This window comes from Peteryoungia rhizophila (assembly GCF_004912145.1).
GTDB lineage: Bacteria > Pseudomonadota > Alphaproteobacteria > Rhizobiales > Rhizobiaceae > Allorhizobium > Allorhizobium rhizophilum.
In genome coordinates this window covers 441,608-462,352 of record NZ_STGT01000004.1, presented here as the reverse complement: position 1 = coordinate 462,352, position 20,745 = coordinate 441,608, and the positions used below count along the sequence as shown (strand labels likewise).

Here is a 20,745-nt window from a genome sequence, read left to right as displayed (position 1 = left end):
CATGTCATCCGCGACGATTGTCTCGGCAGCAAGTTTGAGAATGCGAACTCTAAGCTCAGCCCTCGAGGCCGTCCCGGACGCTGTGATCGTATTCAACAGGGACGGGCGGATCCTCTTGCTCAACCAGGCGGCGCAGACGCTTTACGGCTTTCCGGCCTCGGTAGCGGAGGGAAGTATCGTCGACGATTTGCTGGCGACACGTCATCCCCACGGATTGCAATCAATCAGAGATAATCTTGCGGCATCGGGTTCATGGAAAGGCGACGTATACCGACGCTCTTCTACAGGTGCAGAGCTTAAGATCGGCCTAGAATGGACGCTTGACTGCGACGAAGCTGAGTTCGTGGTTGAGCGTAGCTGGGACATAACGAGATTGACAGCAATCGCCGAGCAAGCTCGCACTGCATCTCACCGTTATGAGAACGTTTTTCAAGCCATGGCTGCGTCTTTTTGGGAACTCGACTTCTCGGAAGTTCGACGAATGATCGGTGAACTTATTCGAAATGGAGTTTCTGATCTGGCATATCATTTCCACAATGACGAAAAATGGCTGGAAGAAGCCTTGAGAAACACAATAGTTTTGGACGTTAACCAAAAGACAGTCGAGATTTTTGGAGCTGAAAGTCGCGAGGCGTTAATCGGCGGCAATATCATCTCAGCCTGGCCGAGTGAGAGCCGGCATCTGTTTGCTGACGCTCTTCTACACGCGGTCCGAAAAGAGCAGCGGTTGTCTGCAGAAACGGTCTTGTGCCGCACTGATGGCAGCCTCTTTGATGCTCTTTTCACTGTTTGTTGGCCTCCTGGTCATGAAGGCAACGGATCCGTGCTCGTTGGAGTGATCGATATCACGGACAGAAAGCGCTCTGAGGCTGAACTCATCGCTGGCGAAGCCCGCTACCGCGAGCTATTTCAGGCAATGAGTATGGGGCTTGTCCACTTGGATACTCGTCAGCTTTGGCGGATCTTTGATCGCTTGAAACAACAGGGCGTGGAAGATCTGCGCGCCTACATCGAGATTAACCCAGACCTCATTCTCGAGGCAATGGAATCGACCATCATCGCAGAAGTGAACAACGCGGCCGTTGCGCTTTATGGGGCGAAGTGTGCTGAGGAATTGGTAGGGGAGAGCGTTAAGGGCCTTTGGTCGCCTAAAGGGATCCCGACGTTCCTCCGTGCCCTTGAGGCTGGCTATAACTTTATGCCGGGATTTGAGGAGGAGACGGAGCAACTCCGGGTGGATGGCACACCAGTCGCCGTACGTATGTCATTCAACCCCTCTCCGACGCTCAGGGAGCAGGGTCGGCTGCTGGTCGGTTTACTTAACATCAGTGAGCGAGTTGCGGCAGAAACAGCCCTGGCTGAGGTAAGCAAATCCTTCGCACACCACACGCGCCTCGCCCTGCTCGGTGAACTCACTGCCTCTATCAGCCACGAGATTAATCAGCCACTTACCGCCATCATGACTTATGGAGCCGCCGCCAAAAGACTTTTAGAGCGCCCACAGGTTGATAAGGGGAAGCTCATTCTGATCCACGACCAAATCGTTGCTGATGCGCGACGAACAGCGGAAGTCATCGCGCGAACGCGCACAATGGCAAACGGTCAGGGAACAGACAAAACCGTAGTGAAGTTGAGTACGCTCGTAGGGGAGTCCATGAAATACGCAGAGCACGAGTTGAAAATGAACTCGGTGCGCCTGAGTATGGTTTTCTCGGATGAACAATTGACTGTCGCTGTGGATCCGGTTCAACTTCAGCAGGTGCTTGTAAATTTGGCATTGAACGCCATTCAGGAAATGCAAAAGGTACCGCATACTCGGCGATCGCTTACCTTTCGCACATTTGCCGAGGCCGATCGTATAGCGATCGAAGTCAAAGACACTGGGCTGGGCATTCCGGTGGAGAATTTCCACCGCTTATTTGACAATTTTTTCACTACGAAAGCCACTGGACTTGGTATGGGGCTGGCGATCTGTAAGCAGATTGTCGAAGCTCACGGGGGAGAGCTGTCCGCTCACAACGCTGGGGATGGTGCCTTGTTCAGGATAATCTTGCCTGCGGGCGATTGATGTTTCTTCACCGTCTTCAGATGGAATTCTCGCTCCATAGTCACTAATCACGGACCTTCTTGGCGCATCTGTAACTTCCTGAATGCGGGTTTACACCTTTTTATTCGCCCGTCCGCGCCTTTCATGGGATATTGCCAATCGTCAAGAAGCCCACGCCGGGCATCATTAGAACGGAGTTCGGCAATGTCAGCAAATGCTTCCACTGTGTATGTCATCGATGATGATGCTTCTCTCGCACAAGCCCTGTCACTCCTGTTCGACAGTGTAGGAGTAGGTTGCAATACGTTCTCAAACGTAGAAGAGTTTCTGGTTGCAAAGCGCGGACCGGAGCCTGGATGCCTCCTGCTGGATGTGAGGCTGCCAGGCATCAGCGGACTGGACTTTCAGTGTAAGCTTGCGCAGTACGGGGTGGACCTTCCGGTGGTCATGATGACAGGGCACGCGGATGTTCCAATGTCAGTAAGAGCAATGAAGGCCGGCGCAGTCGATTTCCTGCCAAAACCGTTTCGGGATCAAGAATTACTGGATGCTGTCGGTGTTGCGATCGAAAAAGATAGGATGGGCCGCCAAGCAAGTTCCAATGCGGAACGGCTCGCTAAATCGTTCAAGGCCATGTCGCTGCGTGAGCAGCAAGTCATGAGTATGGTAACGGCGGGGCTTTTGAACAAACAGGTCGCCGGTGAACTGGGCCTTAGCGAGATCACTGTGAAGATGCATCGCGGGGCGGCAATGCGAAAAATGGGCGCTAGGACGCTTCCTGATTTAGTTCGCATGGCTGAAATACTTAAGATCTCTGAGGCGGGGCGCGCCAATTTCGCCGCAGCATAACCTTCGCTAGTCAAAGTGAACAATGCCAGCGCACGGACTAACATAAAGCCTTGGCATCTGATTAGGTTCTGCTCAACCGTCTCCAGTGGTGCATTGTCGTTGCCTCTACAGATATCCGTGCGGATCCGCCTCGCACCAGTGAGAGCAAGGTCGTGATGGGCAAAAACCGAGTGGCGCTTGCCAGGCGTCACTCGACTTCAGACCCGACGTCCCTCCAATTTTCGGGGGAGTCTTGGGTTTTCAATCTAGCCTCATGCAGCCTGTTTTCCATAGCCATTTTCATTGTGAACTCGTCGGGAGTGATATTGCCAGCGACGAGTGCGGTCTGTTTCTGTTGTAATCCTCCTTCCGTACAATGAAGGCGGTGCGGGCTTGGGTGAGCGACGAGAACAGCGTCTCGTTCAGGCGTTGGTCACGGGGGCTGCCATTGAAGCTTTCCACGAAGGCGTTTTGCATCTGCTTGCCGGGGGCGATGCAGTGCCATTCGACCTTGGTTTGCTGGCACCGTTTGAGGCCGGCAATGCTGGTCATCCCCGTGCCGTTGCCCGAGACAATCGTCCTCGGTTGCCGCGTCTGACGATGAGACTGTCCGGTCCGAGGCAAGCCGAGCGCCTGACAGCGATGTGTCTGTGACCAGCCACAGGCATTCACGCGTGGAGTCGTCGACCACCCCCAGAACACGGAATCCGCAGCTGTCGGTGAAGACATCGCTGATGAAGTCCAGGCTCCAGCGCTCGTTGGGCCGTGAGGGCAGAGCCAGAGGGCGCCTCGTTCCAAGGCCGGCCTTCAGCTACACGCTTGCGCCCCGTCAGCTTCTCCTCCCGATAATGACGTCGAAGCTTCTTCAGGTTCATGACGGTCCCTGCCTGGTTGACCATGGCGTGGAGGCGCCGGTAAACGAAGCGCCGCCGCTCAGAAGCTACCCGATGATCTGTTCTTCTGTGAAACGTGAACGCTTGATCCGTCCGGCTCCTTGACCTGACGGACTCCACCAAATTCTGGTGGAAGTTCAGGGGCTCAGGTCATTTACGACGCTTTACTAGATTCACACCTCCCTGTTCGGCACGATGTTGTCCAAAGGCACCCCGTTGGATGAACAACGCAGACGCCAGAAAGGGTTTATTTAATGTTGGCCTTGTTAACTTTGATGATCGGGATAGTGGCCGGTCTACGAGCTATGACTGCGCCTGCTGCTATAGCTTGGGCCGCGTACCTCGGCTGGCTAGACTACTCTCAAAGCAGCTTTTCCTTCATCGGATCTGCTGGAAGCGTCCTGGCGCTTTCTATTCTGGCATTCGCCGAGTTCATAGCGGACCAGTTGCCGAGCACACCCTCCCGGCGAGTCCCTGTCCAATTCGGGACACGCCTCTTCACGGGCGCATTTAGCGGTGCGGCCATTATGGCTGTACAGGGGCACTGGCTCGTCGGGTTGGCTTTGGGCACGCTCGGAGCGGTTCTGGGAACACTTGGCGGTGCTTCCGTGCGGAACTACCTCGCAGGACGCTTAGGCAGTGACCGACCCGCGGCACTCATCGAAGACGCCATCGCTATAGTAACTGCAGTTCTCACTGTGGCGGCCGTGTCATGAAGAAATATGATGCGATCTTTCTAGGCGCGGGACAAGCCGCTCCCTTCCTTGCCGCACGAATGGCTGCCATGGGTGCAAAAGTGGCGCTTATTGAGCGAAAGTATCTCGGCGGCACCTGCGTAAATGCCGGATGTATGCCCACCAAAACGCTGGTTGCATGTGCCAAGACTGCGGAGGTGGCGCGCCGCGCTTCTGAATTCGGTGTTAGCTCTGGCATAAATGTTTCCGTCGATATGAATGTCGTGGCGGATCGCGCCGAAGCGGTGACGCTACACGCAAGAGGTGGTCTGGCCTCTTGGCTGAACAGTCTTCAGACGGTGGATATCGTCTACGGCCATGCGCGGTTCATCGGTGAGAAAACTGTGTCGGTCGATAGTGAATGCTATTGCGCCCCGCAGATATTCATCAACGTTGGCGCCCGTCCGTATATTCCAGATGTACCGGGACTGGCTACTGTGCCTCATCTAACTAGCAGCTCAATCATAGCCCTTCGTGAGCTGCCAAGACATCTTATTGTTTTGGGGGGAAGCTATATAGGTCTTGAATTTGCTCAAATGTACCGACGATTCGGTGCTGAGGTGACAATCATCGAGCGCGGCCCGCGTGTAGCTTCGCGAGAGGACTTAGATATATCGGCAGCAATCGCCGATATTCTCCGGCAGGACCAAATCGAACTTCTTCTTCAATGTGATGTGACCTCCATTGGAAAGCTGGACGATGACATATTGGTTCACACGAATAAGACAACCATTCGTGGAAGCCACCTTCTGGTAGCGGTGGGCCGCAAGCCGAATACCGACGATCTCGGGCTGGAAAGGGCAGGCATCGATCTCGATCGTCACGGCTACATCGTCGTAAATGAACATCTGCAGACAAGTGTGGACGGTGTCTACGCGTTGGGGGACTGCAACGGCCGGGGCGCGTTCACTCATACTTCTTACAATGACTTTGAGATCGTGGCGGCCAATCTTCTTGACGGTGACGACCGGAAGGTCTCCGATCGAATTGTCGGCTATGCCCTTTATATCGATCCGCCTTTAGGCCGCGTCGGATTAAGCGAGCAGCAAGCGCTAAAGGCCGGCTACCGGCTCAAGATTTCGCGCCGTCCAATGAGCAAGGTGGGAAGAGCGATAGAGAAAGGTGAGGTCCTTGGGTTCATGAAGCTTATTGCTGACGCGGAGACGGATCGTATTCTCGGAGCAGCAATTTTGGGGACGGGCGGAGACGAAGCGATCCACAGTATTCTGACTGCCATGAATCTACAGGCCGCAACATCCGAGCTCAAGTGGGCCGTGCCTATACATCCTACAGTTTCCGAGCTCGTGCCCACGCTAATAGGTGACCTTGCCTACCAAGAATATGCATGAAACGCGCCTCTGGCGCCCTCAATCTGTGCCACGAAACTGACTTCCGTATAAACTGAAGCAAAGATGATGTCGGAGTCAGGTGAACCAGCTAAACGACGCAAACGATCGGAGAATAGCATGACCGATAAAAAGTTAACGCATGCTAGCGGCGCGCCCGTTGTTGATAATCTCAATATCAAGACGGCTGGCAGTCGTGGGCCTGCCTTGTTAGAAGACACCTGGCTAATTGAAAAGCTCGCCCATTTCGACAGAGAAGTCATCCCAGAGCGCCGGATGCACGCTAAAGGCTCCGGGGCCCACGGCACTTTCACCCTCACCAAGGACATCACCCGGTTTACCAAGGCTTCGCTATTCGCCAGTGTTGGCAAACAGACTCCGGTGTTTGTACGGTTTTCGACGGTTGCCGGTGAAAGGGGGGCGGCCGATGCCGAACGCGACATCCGTGGCTTTGCAGTGAAATTCTACACTGAAGAAGGAAACTGGGATCTCGTCGGCAACAACACACCAGTCTTCTTTTTCAGAGACCCGCTGCGGTTCCCCGATCTTAACCATGCAGTCAAACGTGATCCGCGCACGGGAATGCGAAATGCGCACAGCAACTGGGATTTCTGGACGCTGCTGCCGGAGGCGCTCCACCAGGTGACGATCGTTATGAGCGACCGTGGGATACCGCGGTCCTATCGGACCATGCATGGCTTTGGCTCCCATACGTTTAGCTTTACTAACAACATAGGCGAGCATGTGTGGGTCAAATTTCACTGGCGTAGTCAGCAGGGAGTTCACAATCTCACCGACGAAGAGGCTGAGCGCGTGATAGGTCATGATCGTGAAAGCCATCAGCGCGATCTATACGAGGCCCTGGAGAGAGGAAACTTTCCGCGCTGGACGCTGGCGATCCAGGTCATGACCGAACATGAAGCAAGTTCTCACCGACACGACCCCTTCGATGTTACGAAGGTCTGGCCGAAGGCGGATTATCCGCTGATAGAGGTCGGCGTGCTGGAACTAAACCGGAATCCTAGCAACGTTTTCGCCGAGGTGGAGCAGGCAGCTTTTACGCCAGCGAACGTGGTGCCCGGTATCGGCTTCTCACCCGACCGTATGTTGCAAGCTCGGTTGTTCTCTTATGGTGACGCACAGCGCTATCGGCTCGGAGTGAACCACATGAGTATCCCGATCAACGCGCCAAAATGCCCCTATCATTCGTTTCACCGCGACGGTCTAATGCGGGTGGATGGGAACTACGGCGCAGCGATCGCTTACTACCCGAATTCGATCGGGGAATGGAAAAGCGGCTGCGAGAAAGACTTCGCGCTTCAATTGACGGGACATGCTGATCACTATGACAACCGGATGATCGAAGACCACTATGAACAGCCTGGAAATCTGTTTCGGCTGATGTCGCACCACCAGCAAAAAATGCTTTGTGAAAACACAGCAAGAGCTATCAGAGAGGCTGGATTGGAAGTTCAGCAGCGGCATATTGAGAATTGCAGGCGCGCCGATCGTTCTTATGGAGACGGTATTGTTCAGGCACTAGCCTCCCACTCGGCTCCGTCACACGCGCTGGTAACTTGATAGATCCGGTTTGTTCGCTCAGACACGTTTTCGCAGTTGGAGCTAACGTGGGAAGAGCTCTTAGCTCAAACGAGTAAATCAAAATGATGCAGCTGAAACTCATCGGACTGCTCGTCGGCACAGTTGCTGGACTAGGTCCGAAATCCGTGCCCAGTGGCATTGCGAAATCACCAGTTCGGCATTCTCTAATGCTGACGAAGACTGGATTTGTGGGTGATGCACAGGGTGATGTTCAGCGCCATGGGGGACCAGAGAAAGCGGTTCACCAATATCCGGTTGAGCACTACAAGACTTGGTCTGCCGCGATTGGAGCACACCCGTTACTTCTTAGACCTGGCGCCTTTGGGGAGAATCTCTCCACCATAGGCGCGATTGAAAATGACGTGGCCGTTGGGGACGTATTTCGCCTTGGTTCTGCAACGCTTCAGGTCAGTCAAGGTCGGCAACCCTGCTGGAAGCTAAACGAACGCTTCGCGATGAATGGCATGGCAAAGCAAGTACAAGACACCGGCATGACTGGCTGGTATTACCGCGTCTTGGAGCCGGGGATGGTGTCACCCGATGATGAGCTGATGCTGATTGATCGACCATGGAAAGAATGGACGATCCGGCGAATATGGAGAACGTTCTATATCGATCCGCTAAACCGCGATGAGCTTCAGGCTATTGCCGCCTTGCCCTCTCTTGCTGAAGGGTGGCGCCTTCACGCAGCCAAACGATTGTCATCTGGGAAGATAGAGAGTTGGTCAGAGCGGCTAGACGGGCGTAAGTAATTCGTTAAACCTCGCGGTTCATGAACACGTCGGCAAGTGCAAAGTGCGCAACAGCGATAATGTGGGATGCCGCAGCTGCAAAATGCCGCCGACCGCTCACTGCATCAAACCGGTTTCAGTCCAACGTATGCTGACCACATTCAGGCGACTGAACCTGATGCGCCCGGACCAGCTCACAGTCTTAGCTATATTCGGTCGGCGGGATGGTTCACACCATATCCGCTAGGGTTGGTCTGCCTAGATGATGTGCAAATTCAGGAGATATTCCTTCCCGCACCACGCCCTTGGCCTCTAAGGGCTACGGGTCGACAGAGGTGCTCAAGTCGGCCAAAGGCATAGGTGATGGGTCTTCATAGGATCACTTATGATGGACAACCATCTTGGGGACTAAGGTGGTGACACGGTAACCTGCGGCGTCGCGATTACCTAGTCGTCACCACCGCCTTTGACCGCAGGTGCTACGTTCCTGATACGAGATCTCCAAAATCACCGGACGCGCGTGCCGTCAACAAATACTTGATCCAGCCAATCCTTCAGCACGAGCAAAGCCGCCCTTCGCAGGTGCGGGCCATGCTCCTGTCCCTCACGTCTCAGTGCGGGAACATCTATTCCCGCTTGAGCTAGCTCAGCTGCGTGACCAACTAGCCAGCGCTCAAAGGTGTACGTTGTTTCGGCCTCCAGATGGAATTGCAGGCCGAGAATGTTAGGCCCTACCGAAAACGCCTGTTGGGACACAAGCTGAGATGACGCTAAATTCGCTGCACCCGGGGGCAGGGAGTAAGTGTCTCCGTGCCAATGAAGGGCTGCAACGCCTTCGACATGACGTAGGGGGCTCGCTCGCCCTACTTCGGTGAGTTGCAGGGTTGAAAAGCCAATCTCCTTCACACCGGAGGAAAACACTTCTCCGCCGAGGGCGGAGGCAATGAGTTGAGCGCCCAGACATACACCAAGCGTTGGTCGCTCCGCTGCCACACGAGTTTTGATGAATGCGCGCTCACCAGAAATGAACTGATAGGCGGAATCTTCATAAACTCCAATTGGCCCGCCGAGAATGATCAACAAATCGGGTTCTAAGGGGTCACCGCGGCAGAAGTCGTTGTCCGCGAGGTCAGAATAGCGAATGCGGTATCCAGCGCTTTCTAACGGGCCCAAGAAGGAGCCCAGGTCCTCGAAATGCACGTGCCGCAGCACGAGGGCAGTCTTTGCCATGACACCCTCATACGGCGCTATGAGATGGAAGTTCGCAACGGCCGTCGGCACATCCCGCATCGTTCTGCTGTGTCGTCGTTGCGATCTCATCGGCCACGGGGGCAGACAGAGCCATGGCAATGCGCGCTCCGACCATCATGTCTTCCTCGACCCCAAATGTCTGATGGATAATCGAGCCATCACGGCCAATCAGGATTGAAGAGGGGGTACCACGCAAGGCAAAGCGCCGCATGGTGATGGGCGTGTCGGTTTGCCCATCCGCCTGATCGACGCCTACAGGATGCTTGATCCGATACTCGTGCAGGAAGGCCTTCAGGGTCAGGGGAGACATGGCTGCGTGATGTTCGAACACCGTATGAATGCCGATGACCTGCAGATCTGTATGACCGAAAACGCGTTCGATGCGCTGGACCTGCGGAATGGATTCCGCAACACAACCGGGGCAGAGCAGCTGGAAACTGTGAATGAGGACCGGGCGACCGCGCAGGGCGGCGAGCGTCAGCGGTGAAGGCGTATTGAACCATTCGCTCACCGCCCATTCGGGGGCGAGCGTGGAAATTGTCTTAGGCATGATCTCTATCCTTGTGTTGTTAGGGCGGATCAGAGAAGCGCTCTATCCGCCCAACCTGGCTCAGGCGGCTGCTGCTCGCGTGAGCCTCACACCTGGGAAATCTACAGGGACGTCGAGAGCGACGTTCAGGTAGTTGGTGAACAGGTTCAGGGCAATGTGTGCGACGATCTCTACGACTTCCTCGTCGTCGAAACCGGCAGCACGCAAAGCCTCGACATCAGCCGTTTCGATCCCAGCCCGTGCGTCGATGACGGCAAGAACAAAGGTAAGGGCGGCTGCTGTCCGGGGATCGGCTGAGCGGCCAGCCTGGGCTTCGGACATCTCGTTTGCCGTGGCACCAGCTTTGCGGCCGAGGCCTGTGTGAGCGGCAAGGCAATAGTTGCAGTTGTTGCGGTCGGCGATTGCGACGGCGATCTGCTCGCCAAGCTTTGCGCCGAGACGACCGGCGCCGAGTGCGCCAAAAGCGCCCCACATGCTGGTCAGGGCAGCTTCAGAGTTTGCTGCGGCCTTGAACATGTTCGGCACCATTCCGAACGCACCCTTGATTTGGGCAAGCTGTTCCGATGTGCGGCCTGTTGCCTTGGCCGGGTCGATAAGTGTAATTCTGGACATGTTCTTTCTCTCTACTAGCCTGGAGGGAGGAATATGCGGGTCCGTCGATGGCTGTCGGTGGACCCGCGCAGCTTTCCGTCACTTTGAGGGCGTGACCTTGCCGGGGAGGCTGAGGTTGCCGGAAGCGACCTTGAAGACGTTGTCGACGCATAGAAGCGGGGCATGCAGGTTGCCGTTGACCTTAAGGCCGGCAGTCACTCCGTCGTAGTTTGCGTTGGCGATCCCTCCGATCAGGGAAAGCGGAATGGTGACATCCACGACATCGCCCTTGAAGGTCGTTGGATATTCAGGGCTGTCGATCAGCAGCGGCACGCCTGGCCAGGTTTCTGGAACCTTCGGCTTGGCGCCTTCCGGGAAGTCGATCACTTTCAGTCCGCCACCACAAGCCGCGTCTTCGGCCAGAACGACCCAGTGAGGATGCCAGATATCGCGGTTTTTGCCGCCATTGGCCGCGTCATCGAAGTCCGGATGGAACGTGACAGCCAGTGCCACGATACCCTGATCTTTATCAAAACCAATCTCGCTGCTGTTGAGCGAAGTTGGCCAGACGTAAGCATAAACGTCCGAGCTCTCGAACTTGCCCGTGGCTGCGGGCTTCTCTGATCCAGCTTCTCCGCGAACGCGGGTGGTGAAGACTGCTGAGTGCCCCGTCGTGACGATGGTCGTTTCGATGATGTCGAACGAAGCTTGAACAGCTTCCGCAGGTTCAGTCTTGATCGAGTGCGCGTTCGCAGTCGACAGCCATAGCAAGGCCGTTCCGGTGGCAATCGCACCGGCTGCAAATCTCGTGATCATGTCTATGTTCTCCTTTGTCTCCATAGCCTGGAGGGTTGCGAACTTATCCCTGTTGAAAAGCGTCCCAGGTGGCTGCCCGTGACGCGGGATCGGCTGGTTCGTGTTCGCGGCAGTCGATGCGGATATCCCGCTGTCCAAAAGCCGCGTCGACGAAATTACAATGATGCGGTTGTGCCGCATCAGAATGGGCGAACGGCGCAAAGTACCGACAGCTTGCGCACATGCGCTGGATCGGGATCGCGTCGTTTTCCTGCAGATGCCTGATCATCTTGACAAGTGTGATCAGCAGGTCTTCCTGCTCCCGGTCGGCTAGCGCACCGACTGTTTGCTCGGCGATGCTAGGCTGTGACCGGCCAGCCTCAAGCATCGACAAACCTTCAGAGTTGATACCAACAGTTACACCTCTCTTATCTGTGGCCGCGCTCTGCTTCTCAACCAGACCCTTACGCTCGAGCGCAGCGATGGAGTCGGTCGCGGTCGGCTGCGCAACGCCAAGATTAGCAGCGATTTCCTTGACGCCCAGACCGTCCTTGCGTCCCTCCAGCAATTCCAAAATGGCGAGCTGCGTCGGGTTGAGCCCGCTGGTCTTGGCCCGGTTCCAATCATCGGCCCGCATCGCCATGGCCAGCCGCGACAGACCCTCGCGGATGCGGTGATTAATCGACGTAGGGTTCTTTGGCGTCTCCATGAAGCGAATATGCATAGGAGTCCTATATTAATCAATAGGGCCGTCGAAAAAATGTCATTTGGTCGGTGGCGCTCCATTACCCGAGTCTGAAATCGGCCCGTGTGGTTGCTCGGCGTTGTGAGAGTGGGTCGCCCGCTCGGTGGTTGCGGGGCCTGTGAATCCTTCGGCTCCGTAGAAGGCGAGATGCAACCCCCAATATGCAGTAGCGAATATGACAAAGGCGCCGGCGATCCCTCCTGGTATTGCAGGGAGATGAACCTTCAGCGATGGCAGGAACCTTGTGACCCGGCACTGATCGCATGCGACAGCGACAAGGATAGCCATGATCAGACCATGGCCAATGAGGTCGATGCGCCCGAAGGGCCATACCGCTGCCATGAAGATGATGATGAGAGCGATCGCTGAAAGCCGACGAATCAGCGGGGTCCGAAGGAGACCAAAGCCCATAGTAAATTCGGCAACGCCCGCCATGGGGATGAACACGTCACGCGGCATGCCGAAGGTCAGAAACGGCTTCTCGGCGACAAGCGGATAGAACCAGTCCGGGTAAGCAAATTTTTCGAGGCTCGACCACATCAGAGCGATCGCCAGACCCCACCGGAGGACTTCGTAGCGATGCGACCGCCAAGTCTCGTTTTTCGAGGGCTCGAGGATGAGGTAGGCAGCCACACCCGCGCCAAGGGCGAGATAGTCGAAGAGGTGGAACAGGTCGTAGTCGCGAACGGCAAGAAACCAAAGCGCGAGGATACCGACGCCGGCCAGGGGCATTGTCTTGCGCGAAAAGATACAGGCGGCAATCACGAGCTGGAGCCATGAGACCCACTCCGCAGGCGTCTTCAGGTCGGGGGTGAGGTAGACACCGCCGACCGAGAAGATCGCCACGAAGAAGGCACCGACTGTCACGCGGATATAGTCGTCCAGTCTCCTCCAAATCAGTCCGGTGAGCCTGTCCAATCCTCGATGGACGCGCGCTCCGAATGGACTAGTTTCCACCAGACGGGTTGATATGAAGGACACCACAGTGAAAACGATACCAGTCCAGAACCACGTATCGGCGAGAACGGTCGATATCGGTTGCGGTGGCGCGCCGACTATGTAAGGGGCAAACCATTTTACATGGGCCTCAGCCGGAAAGGGGGTTGTCAAGGTAAACACCAGTCCCGCCAACCAAAAGCTTGTTCTTCTCCGGATCACAAAGTTTCTCCTTGCGGGTACCGCTCAACATCACATTTATGCGGCAGATGAGGTGTCGTGGCATCGATCCTTTCGGAACCGGGAAATGAGCGGCTATTTTCGGAGAGACGGGGAAGTGCCACGCGTTTCGGAGCCGAGATGCGAAAGCACCGCGTGCCGCTTTTAAGCATTGTTCTTCGCGGTGCCCCACCGAAACCGGTACTCCGGCCGAGCTGTTGAAGCTTCGGGAGAAATTGTTCTGGCTACATCTGTATCAAGTCGTGGTGCGCTCTGATTGTAGCAAACGATCATCGCGTCAGTTTCAGTCGATCTGCAATACATATGTACCTAAAGGACGAGTGTTTTTTGTACGGAGTGGGCTGGGGACGATAAACTTATCGAATTCGCTGTACGGATGGTTCCAGCCTCGCGTGTAGAATAAGGAGGGGCGATGCGGCAGTTTAAGGCATGCACGTGGCCACATACGCCCGCCAACCTGCATGGAACCCTTCATCCAAATATACTGAATGCTCCGTCTGGTTGTGTGCACGACCATCTGCACGAGGAGCCACAAGCGTGTCGCATGGTATGGTCGCCGGGACAGAGCTGGTGAAGACACTCGGCGCTGCAACCGGGTTTGCCTAAAGCTCGCCGTGTCATTAACGAACGCAGCGCGATCATAAGAATCGCAAATGATCGGCCGGGGTTTCCGCCTCGATACCGATTTCCGGTCAATGCACCGGCTTCGGTATTGCCCAGCTTGCTTAGCATAGTTCTCATTGCTTACCAGAGCCCGCTCAATTGCCTTTACTCGCCTCAAGGTGCAATCCTCGACACCAACGCGTGGCATTAAGTTGATGGGGTACTGCCATGCAGGGTTCTTCCCTGTCGCGTCTAGGTGCCGCTGATCAAACCAACCGTTTCCGCTGCATGAGGCAGGTGCGAGGCGCTTGCAACTCGTTCCATCGGGGCTTGGGGGACATAGACGCGGGGAGGCCGCTGTTCCGGGGCGAAGAAACTGAAATAGATGAAAAACAGCGTCACCGCCAGGCAGTACACAGCGATTGCCAAGGCAAGCCCGGCTGAAGGTTTGGTTTCGTTCTCATGGTTGCGCACGTTCTAGTTCCTCTCATCGGTAAGTAAAGGTTTAGTTGATTGGATCGACGGCGAGTGACGGCTCCCGAAAACGTCAAAACGCGTTAATAGCGGAGGGCTGCCCCTGCGGTCCCAGTGGCCGTACTACAGGCGAGAGGCGCCTCAGCGATTTTCAGTGGTGTCCCGCGTTATCAGCTAACAGATATACGCTCTGCTCAATGAGTGGTCATAGATCCAGCAGTGAGGTGGCTTCCGAAGCCAGCCAAGGCTGGCGGTCAGGACGCGTCTGGGTGCCGGGAAGGTTGATCGGCTATGTCGTGCAGGTTTGGTGGTCCGACGAGCGGGCTCTACATCAGCGTCTGTTCGTGCGATAGGCGCTGGGTTAACCGACGCCATGACTGCGGCGTTGTACCGACGCAGCGGCGGAAAAGGTTTGAGAGATGCGCTTGGTCGGAGAGACCGCAGAACAAAGCAATCTGACTGAGCGGCTCGTGAGTTGTAATCATCAGTGTTTGAGCGAGTTCGATCCGTTTGGTCATGATGTAAAAATGGGGCGCTTTGCCGAAGCTAACCTTGAACGCACGGGAAAAGTGGCTGACGCTAAGCCGGCAAATTGACGCGAGATTTTCTATCCGGATCTGCGCAGCAATATGTGTATCGACATAGGCCTCTACGTTTCGGAATTGCCAGGGTGCGAGGCCTCCTTGTAGTAACCTTGGCTTCGCAACATCAAGAATTCCAGCTTGAGGCCCCAGCGTTCGCTCTAAATTGTTGAGCAGCGACAGCACCTCTGATGAGGTCGCTTCCATCGTCGTGACGTCTATCTCTGATTGAACGAGGCTCTCGAGGTCGTGGTTGAAGGCGTGCAAGGCCTTCCCGCGCTCCGTATCGGTGGGCTTAGTGGTAGTGAGCATCGTATTTCTCCTGGACCTGAAGTGGTTTGCTTCCTGAAGAAAACACTGATCGCAATTTGGGAAATTACCTAGTTAATGCGTGCAAATAAAAGGAGCGCCTCTCGGGTGACCAGTGGTTGGCTAACCAAATGAATTCAATGTCGTTTTGGGAAGCAGAAGATGCCCTCGCTTAGGGGGTGTCTGGTCGAAGGACGGTGTAAAAAGGTGAAAAAGTGATAACTAGGGCCAGGCTACAGGGACAGAACATTTCAGCTCGCCCAGGTCCTTTTTAGGGCGACAGATGCGTCTCTTGTAGCGCGCAGAAAAAGGCCGACTGCCGGGAGGAAGACAGTCGGCCAAGGGACCGCGGGCGGCGCTAGGTCCCGTGATGCGCCGGAGGGGAAAGCGCATCAATGGCCGAATGGCAGGGGATGATCGGCCATGTCCGAAGACAGGGTTAAACTAGCGATGATCTCTCGCTGAAGATTGCAAAATCCGATCACTCTCGCGCCATCGAGTGGCATTTAACATTCGCGGACGTGAAATGCTTGAACCTCAGATAATGTGGTTGCTGACTGCCAGGTCGGGGCAGAGAGCGGCAAGTTTCCCCTGAACAAGATGAGCAGCCATCTTTCAATCATTGAGCTCAATGCAGTGGCCATTTTGTTAGGTACGGGAAAATTCATCTTTAAGCTTCCCGACAATCACCGCTTTTGGCTACCGCATCGCTGCGGAACAAGATGGCTTGGACTGCCAGATCAGCAACACAGCGGAGCGCCTTCTTATAGCCAGTACGCGTGCCGCTCAGCTGTGAAGCTCCAGCTCGCATGGCTGTTATTTGCTCAGGCTCTGAAAGACGATTGAGGGTGAGGCCCCGGTGAAGGCCGTCTTGCGAGGTTGATGCGAACATCGGAAGTCCTTGTGCAAACCTAGGAATAGTCCTTCTGTAAAAGGCCTTTGTCGGTGAAGCCGTTTGTTGAGAGAACCTCTTGGTCAGACCATGCTTCTGTCCGTGGTCGTCAAGAGGGCCGCCACTCGTTGCCATCCGATTCAAGCTCGCAGACATATCTGTGACTCGTGGGCTGCAAGCGTTCACAGTTACTTTCGCCCGTACGCTGGTTTCGTCCCGGCGACGGGACCTGGCTTGACGTTTCGGTGTCCTACCGGGCCGTCAACAATTCGGCAACTACGCAGCGCCGGGTTATTGCTCCAGTGGAATTCAGTGGCGTCGACCCGGATCCTGTGGAGGACGATCGCAGGTCTAAGCGCCAGGGCCACCTCCGCGCACGTCAATCCTCTTCTATTTGCGACATCCAGGGCCAACCGCTTCAAAGGAAGAATTTGTCGCGGGTTAACATAACATGAGCGGCATCAAACAGGACGGTGACGCCGCGCCGTCGCGAACTTTGCTCATACCGCAGTCGGTGTCGGTTTCTCCCAATCGGTATTTCCTAGGCGTCAGACCATAACATGCACAGAAGGTTGGGTTTTAGCAGCCTGCCGGGATCATCCATTGCCGCTCAATAGGTAAGCGCGACAGCAGCTCCGACCCCAGGTGACGTCATGAATCGTTGGCAGACAGGGTCAGTTCCTGCAATCCTCAACATCTCGCGATGAAGCTCGGCAAATCCCGTCCAGGGAGCGGAATGGGCCATCAGCAGGGTGTCGACTACTCTGCTGAGAGAAATGTTGGCATCAACAATCGCGCCGAGCTCGGAAGGTGCGGCGCCCGGCCACGGTTCCTGCCAGAATCCGAGCCTCATAACGCCCCACGCTGATCTGACCGACCTTCGACCCATAGACCCTTCAAGGATTTGCGCACTTAGCTCTGAAGTCGATGAGCTTGCATGGCAGCTTTTTACGGCCAGCGAGCAAAGTCCTTACGGCCTGTGCATCTGCCGACTTCGCATGCACCGTGAACCGCACCGCGTTTGTCGGAGGCTCCAACTTCTGAGAGAGTGGAGCCGATATGAGCAAGACAACGAACAAATTTTCACCTGAAGTGCATCAGCGGGCTATCCGCATGGTTGTGGACCACGAAGCAGAACATCCATCCCGATGGGCGGCGGTTTCTTCTATCGCTGCCAAAATCGGCTGCTCACCTGCGACGCTGCATGAATGGGTCAAGAAGACCGAGGTCGATAGCGGCAAGCGAGCGGGGCTGCCGAGCGATGTGGCCGAGAAGATGAAGGCTCTTGAACGGGAGAACCGCGAGCTTCGTCAGGCCAATGAGATATTGCGCAAGGCGTCTGAATATTTCGCGATGGCGGAGCTCGACCGCCCATTGAAGCGATGATTTCCTTCATCGACGAATACCGAGCAGTGTTCGGGGTCGAGCCGATCTGCAGGTTACTGCCGATTGCCCCGTCCACATACTACGAGAACATCGCCAAGCGCCTGGACGGGGATCGGCTATCGATCCGCGCCAGCCGTGATGTCGCTCTGAAGGTTGAGATACGCCGTGTTTTCGACGAGAACTTCCGTGTTTATGGCGTGCGCAAGGTCTGGCGGCAATTGCAGAGGGAAGGTTTCGACATTGCCCGCTGCACCGTTGCCAGGCTTATGAAGGCCATGGGGCTTCAGGGGATCATCCGTGGCAAGGCGATCAAAACCACGTTCCCGGATAGATCCGCACCTAGCCCGCTCGACCGCGTGAATCGCCAGTTAAGGGCTCCCGCGCCGAACAGGCTTTGGGTTTCGGATTTCACCTACGTGGCCACCTGGCAAGGCTTCGTCTACGTCGCTTTCGTCATCGATGCATTCGCCCGGCATATCGTTGGCTGGCGCGTCAGCCGGACGGCGCATGCGACTTTCGTTCTCGATGCTCTTGAACAGGCGCTTCATGATCGGCGGCCCGTTCATGGCGGCGGTCTCGTGCATCATTCGGACAGGGGAGTTCAATACGTGTCCATTCGCTATTCCGAGCGATTGTCGGAGGCAGGTATCGAGCCTTCTGTCGGGAGTGTCGGCGACAGCTATGACAATGCTCTCGCCGAAACAATCAACGGTCTTTACAAGGCCGAGGTCATCCATCGGCGTGGACCTTGGCGAAACTTCGAAGATGTTGAATTTGCCACACTCGAAAGGGTCAACTGGTTCAACCACCGTCGTCTTCTGGAGCCCATTGGTAACATTCCGCCAGCCGAAGCTGAGGAGCGATACTACACCGTGCTGGACGAGCCAGCCATGGCCGCATAACTTAAACCAGACGGCCTCCGGCGAACCCGGTGCGGTTCACCGGCCGATTGTAGCCCAAAAGGTTCGATGCCCTGCGTGACATAGAACGGGAGGTTATCGGTCTTAGGCCCGAGCAGCGCCCTGAGCGCCGCCGCCAAGACAGCCAGCCAATCGTCGAAGGACTGCACTGCTTGCAGCGGACCGAGCGGGCAAATTGTCGCGCAGTTCTCCCGTCGTCGAGGCAATCGACCACATGTTCAAGCGCTGGGATGGCTTTACGTCATCCCTCGACGATGGCCGGATATGTCTTACGAAGAATGCCGCGGAACGAGCGCACAGAGTCTTTCCACCCTGAAAAAAGTCGTGGCTCTTTGCCAAAGCGGATCGCGTGCTGAAGGTGCCGCCTCTATGGCGACGCTGACCATGATGGCCGACATCGACCCACGGCCTGGCTCGCCGACGTTCTCGCCAACGGTGCCGACAAGGCGATCGGGAGGCTGGAACCGACTGCTGTCGTGGAACCGGAAGGTGCCTAACAGGGCTCAAGAACCGGATAAGATGCCCTTAGGAGTCGCGCGAGTCGTGTGGCTGTCTCAGCGGGATACTAAATGCAATTGAGTAAAAAATTTGCGGTTCTGCGTACTATGGTGGTTTGCTGATCACAATTGTTGCGCGCTCTGTCGGAACTTGTACCCGGGGTGATGCAAGCCATCTGTAGAGCATCTCGATTTCGGCTCTCTTATTAGTTGTGCGGTATTTTGTCTGATGCGCACCGACCGCTTGCAGGCAACAATGACTGCGTATCAGCCAGCTTCAATGCTGCTGCTTTGGCAAAGTTTTTGCGCAGCCGAATTATCATTTGAAGTCTTCATGAGTAACTTCAGCGTGTCTCATGTGCTGCGAGCATACCCTTTAGGTATAGCTACGATTCCACAATGCGGTCCTGTGGACGACCGTTGTATTCGGGACTCCGATAGCGACTGCATGAGTGAAATTCGTGCGCCGCTCGATAGCTTCCGCCTCACCACACCCACAGGGATCAGCGATTGAGCCCTGCAGTAATCAACGGATGCTTACGCGAATCAGCCTTTTTCGCTGCAGCACTCAAGCATGGAGGGGAAGGGGCTACTGGGTGCGTCAAATCACACGTGATTTGCCAGAGTTCGCGGGAGTGCAGGGGCGGCGACCTTGCCATGGCGCAAGGCCGCCAAGACTGTCATTTCCCGCTTTGGACAACTTCCTGGGCTTTCTGGTAACTTTCCATTACCGCGGCATAGTTCGGAGCCACCAGGCCATAAAGTTCGGCCAATTGGGCAGCTTCGGGACGAGCCCATGTGCGATGAACTTCCGATAGAACAGCGTTGGTCGTCGTTGGGACAACGCCACCCTGAACGAACCTGGCCAGGGTTGTCCTCGAAATTAACTCGCTGGGATCTCCAGACGCGTCAATGACCGCGTATACTTGGAAGCCGGCCGCTCTAGCATCAAGGGCGGGAAACATCACGCAGACGCTTGTCCATACGCCTGCCATTATCAGTGTCTTGCGACCCGTCGCCCGGACCGTTTCGACGAAGTCTGCATTGTCCCACGCGTTAACCTCACCTTTGCGCCCGACATATTTCGCATGTGGGGCAAGCTCGTGAATTTCAGGCATAAGCGGACCGTTGGGGCCGTTAGGTTCGGACGCTGTTGTTATCACTGGAATGTCTAGCAATGCCGCGAGTTTGGCAAGCATCGTGACGTTCCTCCGTAGCTCGGCAATGTCGATATCCTTGACCGTCTGGAATAGACCTGTTTGGTGATCCAGCAGAAGGATGACAGTGTCATTCGGATCTAGAAGCGCCTGACCGCCGCCAGTCGGAAGAACACTTGACTTTGGCAGCTGAGATTCTTGCGCTGTGACCTTGTTCGCATTGATCCCAAACGAAAGTAGGCCAGCAAGGATCACGATCGAAATGTTTCGGAAAAGATGCATGATTTGTTCTCCAAGAGTGTTGTTTAGTTCCCAGCTAGTCTTGGCGCTGCTACACATCGCTGGTTGGCGCAGCAGGATGGTTGACAGGCAGTACCCGCGCGATCGTGACCAGATCACCTCTTAAGTGGGGCGCATGACGAGACAACAGAGCGTCGTCTGGATAGAAGCAACATTAGGCAAGTGGCCCTTACCAAAGCGCCCACTTGTAGAGCTGCGATCATCTTGTCTTCGGTGTCACTTTTCTTGATAGAATCTGGTAAGCTCGAGCAGCAAATCGGTGCAGCCACTTTTAAGCGTGGACCTCGGGCTCTACAGCTATCGGTCCTTGATCTCTATTTCGGGGCGTCGGCACAGT

General features: G+C 55.6%; 18 protein-coding genes, 1 pseudogene and 1 other annotated feature. Of the genes and pseudogenes, 9 read left to right on the top strand and 10 right to left on the bottom strand.

All coding sequences use genetic code 11. The features are described from left to right. Position 1: 1 nt before the first annotated feature. Positions 2 to 2,068 (top strand): PAS domain-containing sensor histidine kinase, encoded by a 2,067-nt coding sequence (locus E9677_RS18325; RefSeq protein ID WP_136559472.1) that lies wholly within the window; start codon positions 2 to 4, stop codon positions 2,066 to 2,068. A 183-nt stretch (positions 2,069 to 2,251) separates the two neighbouring features. Then, on the top strand, positions 2,252 to 2,896 hold the full coding sequence (locus E9677_RS18320; RefSeq protein ID WP_136559471.1) for a response regulator transcription factor: 645 nt from the start codon (positions 2,252 to 2,254) through the stop codon (positions 2,894 to 2,896). Positions 2,897 to 3,175: 279 nt separating this feature from the next. On the opposite strand, the gene E9677_RS25275 is transcribed toward E9677_RS18320, so the two are convergent. Then, positions 3,176 to 3,427, bottom strand: a complete 252-nt coding sequence (locus tag E9677_RS25275) for an integrase core domain-containing protein (RefSeq protein WP_168801268.1) — start codon at positions 3,425 to 3,427, stop codon at positions 3,176 to 3,178. Positions 3,428 to 4,022: 595 nt separating this feature from the next. On the opposite strand from E9677_RS25275, the gene E9677_RS18310 reads away from it, so the two are divergent. The 4 genes from E9677_RS18310 to E9677_RS18295 all read left to right on the top strand — a co-directional run bounded on the left by E9677_RS18310 (position 4,023) and on the right by E9677_RS18295 (position 8,202). After that, positions 4,023 to 4,484, top strand: coding sequence for a DUF4126 family protein (locus E9677_RS18310; RefSeq protein ID WP_136559469.1), 462 nt, complete (start codon positions 4,023 to 4,025; stop codon positions 4,482 to 4,484). Next, complete coding sequence (locus E9677_RS18305; RefSeq protein WP_136559468.1) at positions 4,481 to 5,851, top strand: FAD-containing oxidoreductase; 1,371 nt, start codon at positions 4,481 to 4,483, stop codon at positions 5,849 to 5,851. The genes E9677_RS18310 and E9677_RS18305 overlap by 4 nt, the downstream gene beginning before the upstream one ends. Positions 5,852 to 5,968: 117 nt before the next feature. Then, the gene (locus E9677_RS18300) at positions 5,969 to 7,429 is read left to right on the top strand and encodes a catalase (RefSeq protein ID WP_136559467.1); all 1,461 of its coding nucleotides are present in this window, start codon (positions 5,969 to 5,971) and stop codon (positions 7,427 to 7,429) included. 83 nt (positions 7,430 to 7,512) lie between these two features. Then, positions 7,513 to 8,202, top strand: a complete 690-nt coding sequence (locus E9677_RS18295) for an MOSC domain-containing protein (protein WP_136559466.1) — start codon at positions 7,513 to 7,515, stop codon at positions 8,200 to 8,202. A 486-nt stretch (positions 8,203 to 8,688) separates the two neighbouring features. On the opposite strand, the gene E9677_RS18290 is transcribed toward E9677_RS18295, so the two are convergent. From E9677_RS18290 to E9677_RS18255, 8 genes are all read right to left on the bottom strand, one after another. After that, positions 8,689 to 9,411, bottom strand: a complete 723-nt coding sequence (locus E9677_RS18290) for a glutamine amidotransferase (protein WP_136559465.1) — start codon at positions 9,409 to 9,411, stop codon at positions 8,689 to 8,691. Positions 9,412 to 9,418: 7 nt separating this feature from the next. Further along, a complete protein-coding gene (locus E9677_RS18285) occupies positions 9,419 to 9,982 on the bottom strand; it encodes a TlpA disulfide reductase family protein (RefSeq protein ID WP_136559464.1) in 564 nt (187 codons plus the stop codon). A 60-nt stretch (positions 9,983 to 10,042) separates the two neighbouring features. Continuing rightward, the gene (locus tag E9677_RS18280) at positions 10,043 to 10,594 is read right to left on the bottom strand and encodes a carboxymuconolactone decarboxylase family protein (protein WP_136559463.1); all 552 of its coding nucleotides are present in this window, start codon (positions 10,592 to 10,594) and stop codon (positions 10,043 to 10,045) included. Between the two features lie 78 nt (positions 10,595 to 10,672). Continuing rightward, positions 10,673 to 11,389: a hypothetical protein gene (locus tag E9677_RS18275; RefSeq protein ID WP_136559462.1), complete on the bottom strand. Its 717-nt coding sequence runs from the start codon at positions 11,387 to 11,389 to the stop codon at positions 10,673 to 10,675. Positions 11,390 to 11,432: 43 nt separating this feature from the next. Then, positions 11,433 to 12,092 carry a MarR family winged helix-turn-helix transcriptional regulator gene (locus E9677_RS18270; RefSeq protein WP_235883027.1) on the bottom strand — a complete coding sequence of 220 codons (660 nt, stop codon included), beginning with the start codon at positions 12,090 to 12,092 and terminating at the stop codon, positions 11,433 to 11,435. 39 nt (positions 12,093 to 12,131) lie between these two features. Then, entirely contained in the window at positions 12,132 to 13,271 is a 1,140-nt protein-coding gene (locus E9677_RS18265; protein WP_235883026.1) for a hypothetical protein, read from the bottom strand. An 873-nt stretch (positions 13,272 to 14,144) separates the two neighbouring features. Then, positions 14,145 to 14,366: a hypothetical protein gene (locus E9677_RS18260; RefSeq protein WP_136559461.1), complete on the bottom strand. Its 222-nt coding sequence runs from the start codon at positions 14,364 to 14,366 to the stop codon at positions 14,145 to 14,147. A gap of 326 nt (positions 14,367 to 14,692) precedes the next feature. After that, the gene (locus E9677_RS18255) at positions 14,693 to 15,259 is read right to left on the bottom strand and encodes a helix-turn-helix domain-containing protein (protein WP_136559460.1); all 567 of its coding nucleotides are present in this window, start codon (positions 15,257 to 15,259) and stop codon (positions 14,693 to 14,695) included. Positions 15,260 to 17,207: 1,948 nt separating this feature from the next. Here E9677_RS18255 and E9677_RS18250 point away from each other — a divergent pair. From E9677_RS18250 to E9677_RS18240, 3 genes and pseudogenes are all read left to right on the top strand, one after another. Continuing rightward, positions 17,208 to 18,436, top strand: a protein-coding gene (locus E9677_RS18250) for an IS3 family transposase (RefSeq protein WP_136559459.1) whose coding sequence is annotated in 2 segments (ribosomal slippage) — positions 17,208 to 17,502 and positions 17,502 to 18,436 — 1,230 coding nt in all. Because the reading frame shifts where the segments join, the coding sequence is not laid out codon by codon here. Continuing rightward, positions 17,489 to 17,605, top strand: a sequence feature (AL1L pseudoknot). Its footprint overlaps the gene before it by 117 nt. A gap of 56 nt (positions 18,437 to 18,492) precedes the next feature. Next, positions 18,493 to 18,949, top strand: a pseudogene (locus E9677_RS25635) (IS66 family transposase); the annotation flags it as partial. A gap of 231 nt (positions 18,950 to 19,180) precedes the next feature. Beyond that, positions 19,181 to 19,465: a hypothetical protein gene (locus E9677_RS18240; RefSeq protein WP_136559458.1), complete on the top strand. Its 285-nt coding sequence runs from the start codon at positions 19,181 to 19,183 to the stop codon at positions 19,463 to 19,465. A gap of 166 nt (positions 19,466 to 19,631) precedes the next feature. On the opposite strand, the gene E9677_RS18235 is transcribed toward E9677_RS18240, so the two are convergent. Next, on the bottom strand, positions 19,632 to 20,390 hold the full coding sequence (locus E9677_RS18235) for an isochorismatase family protein (protein ID WP_136559457.1): 759 nt from the start codon (positions 20,388 to 20,390) through the stop codon (positions 19,632 to 19,634). Between the last annotated feature and the right edge of the window lie 355 nt (positions 20,391 to 20,745).

What these genes read in the sequence shown, in the direction of transcription:
- E9677_RS18270 (WP_235883027.1), bottom strand. Translation starts at nt 12,092, where the DNA reads ATGCATATTCGCTTCATGGAGACGCCAAAGAACCCTACGTCGATTAAT.
- E9677_RS18255 (WP_136559460.1), bottom strand. Translation starts at nt 15,259, where the DNA reads ATGCTCACTACCACTAAGCCCACCGATACGGAGCGCGGGAAGGCCTTG.
- E9677_RS18325 (WP_136559472.1), top strand. Translation starts at nt 2, where the DNA reads ATGTCATCCGCGACGATTGTCTCGGCAGCAAGTTTGAGAATGCGAACT.
- E9677_RS18310 (WP_136559469.1), top strand. Translation starts at nt 4,023, where the DNA reads ATGTTGGCCTTGTTAACTTTGATGATCGGGATAGTGGCCGGTCTACGA.
- E9677_RS18305 (WP_136559468.1), top strand. Translation starts at nt 4,481, where the DNA reads ATGAAGAAATATGATGCGATCTTTCTAGGCGCGGGACAAGCCGCTCCC.
- E9677_RS25275 (WP_168801268.1), bottom strand. Translation starts at nt 3,427, where the DNA reads ATGACCAGCATTGCCGGCCTCAAACGGTGCCAGCAAACCAAGGTCGAA.
- E9677_RS18285 (WP_136559464.1), bottom strand. Translation starts at nt 9,982, where the DNA reads ATGCCTAAGACAATTTCCACGCTCGCCCCCGAATGGGCGGTGAGCGAA.
- E9677_RS18295 (WP_136559466.1), top strand. Translation starts at nt 7,513, where the DNA reads ATGATGCAGCTGAAACTCATCGGACTGCTCGTCGGCACAGTTGCTGGA.
- E9677_RS18290 (WP_136559465.1), bottom strand. Translation starts at nt 9,411, where the DNA reads ATGGCAAAGACTGCCCTCGTGCTGCGGCACGTGCATTTCGAGGACCTG.
- E9677_RS18300 (WP_136559467.1), top strand. Translation starts at nt 5,969, where the DNA reads ATGACCGATAAAAAGTTAACGCATGCTAGCGGCGCGCCCGTTGTTGAT.
- E9677_RS18240 (WP_136559458.1), top strand. Translation starts at nt 19,181, where the DNA reads ATGCGCACCGACCGCTTGCAGGCAACAATGACTGCGTATCAGCCAGCT.
- E9677_RS18275 (WP_136559462.1), bottom strand. Translation starts at nt 11,389, where the DNA reads ATGATCACGAGATTTGCAGCCGGTGCGATTGCCACCGGAACGGCCTTG.
- E9677_RS18235 (WP_136559457.1), bottom strand. Translation starts at nt 20,390, where the DNA reads ATGCATCTTTTCCGAAACATTTCGATCGTGATCCTTGCTGGCCTACTT.
- E9677_RS18320 (WP_136559471.1), top strand. Translation starts at nt 2,252, where the DNA reads ATGTCAGCAAATGCTTCCACTGTGTATGTCATCGATGATGATGCTTCT.
- E9677_RS18280 (WP_136559463.1), bottom strand. Translation starts at nt 10,594, where the DNA reads ATGTCCAGAATTACACTTATCGACCCGGCCAAGGCAACAGGCCGCACA.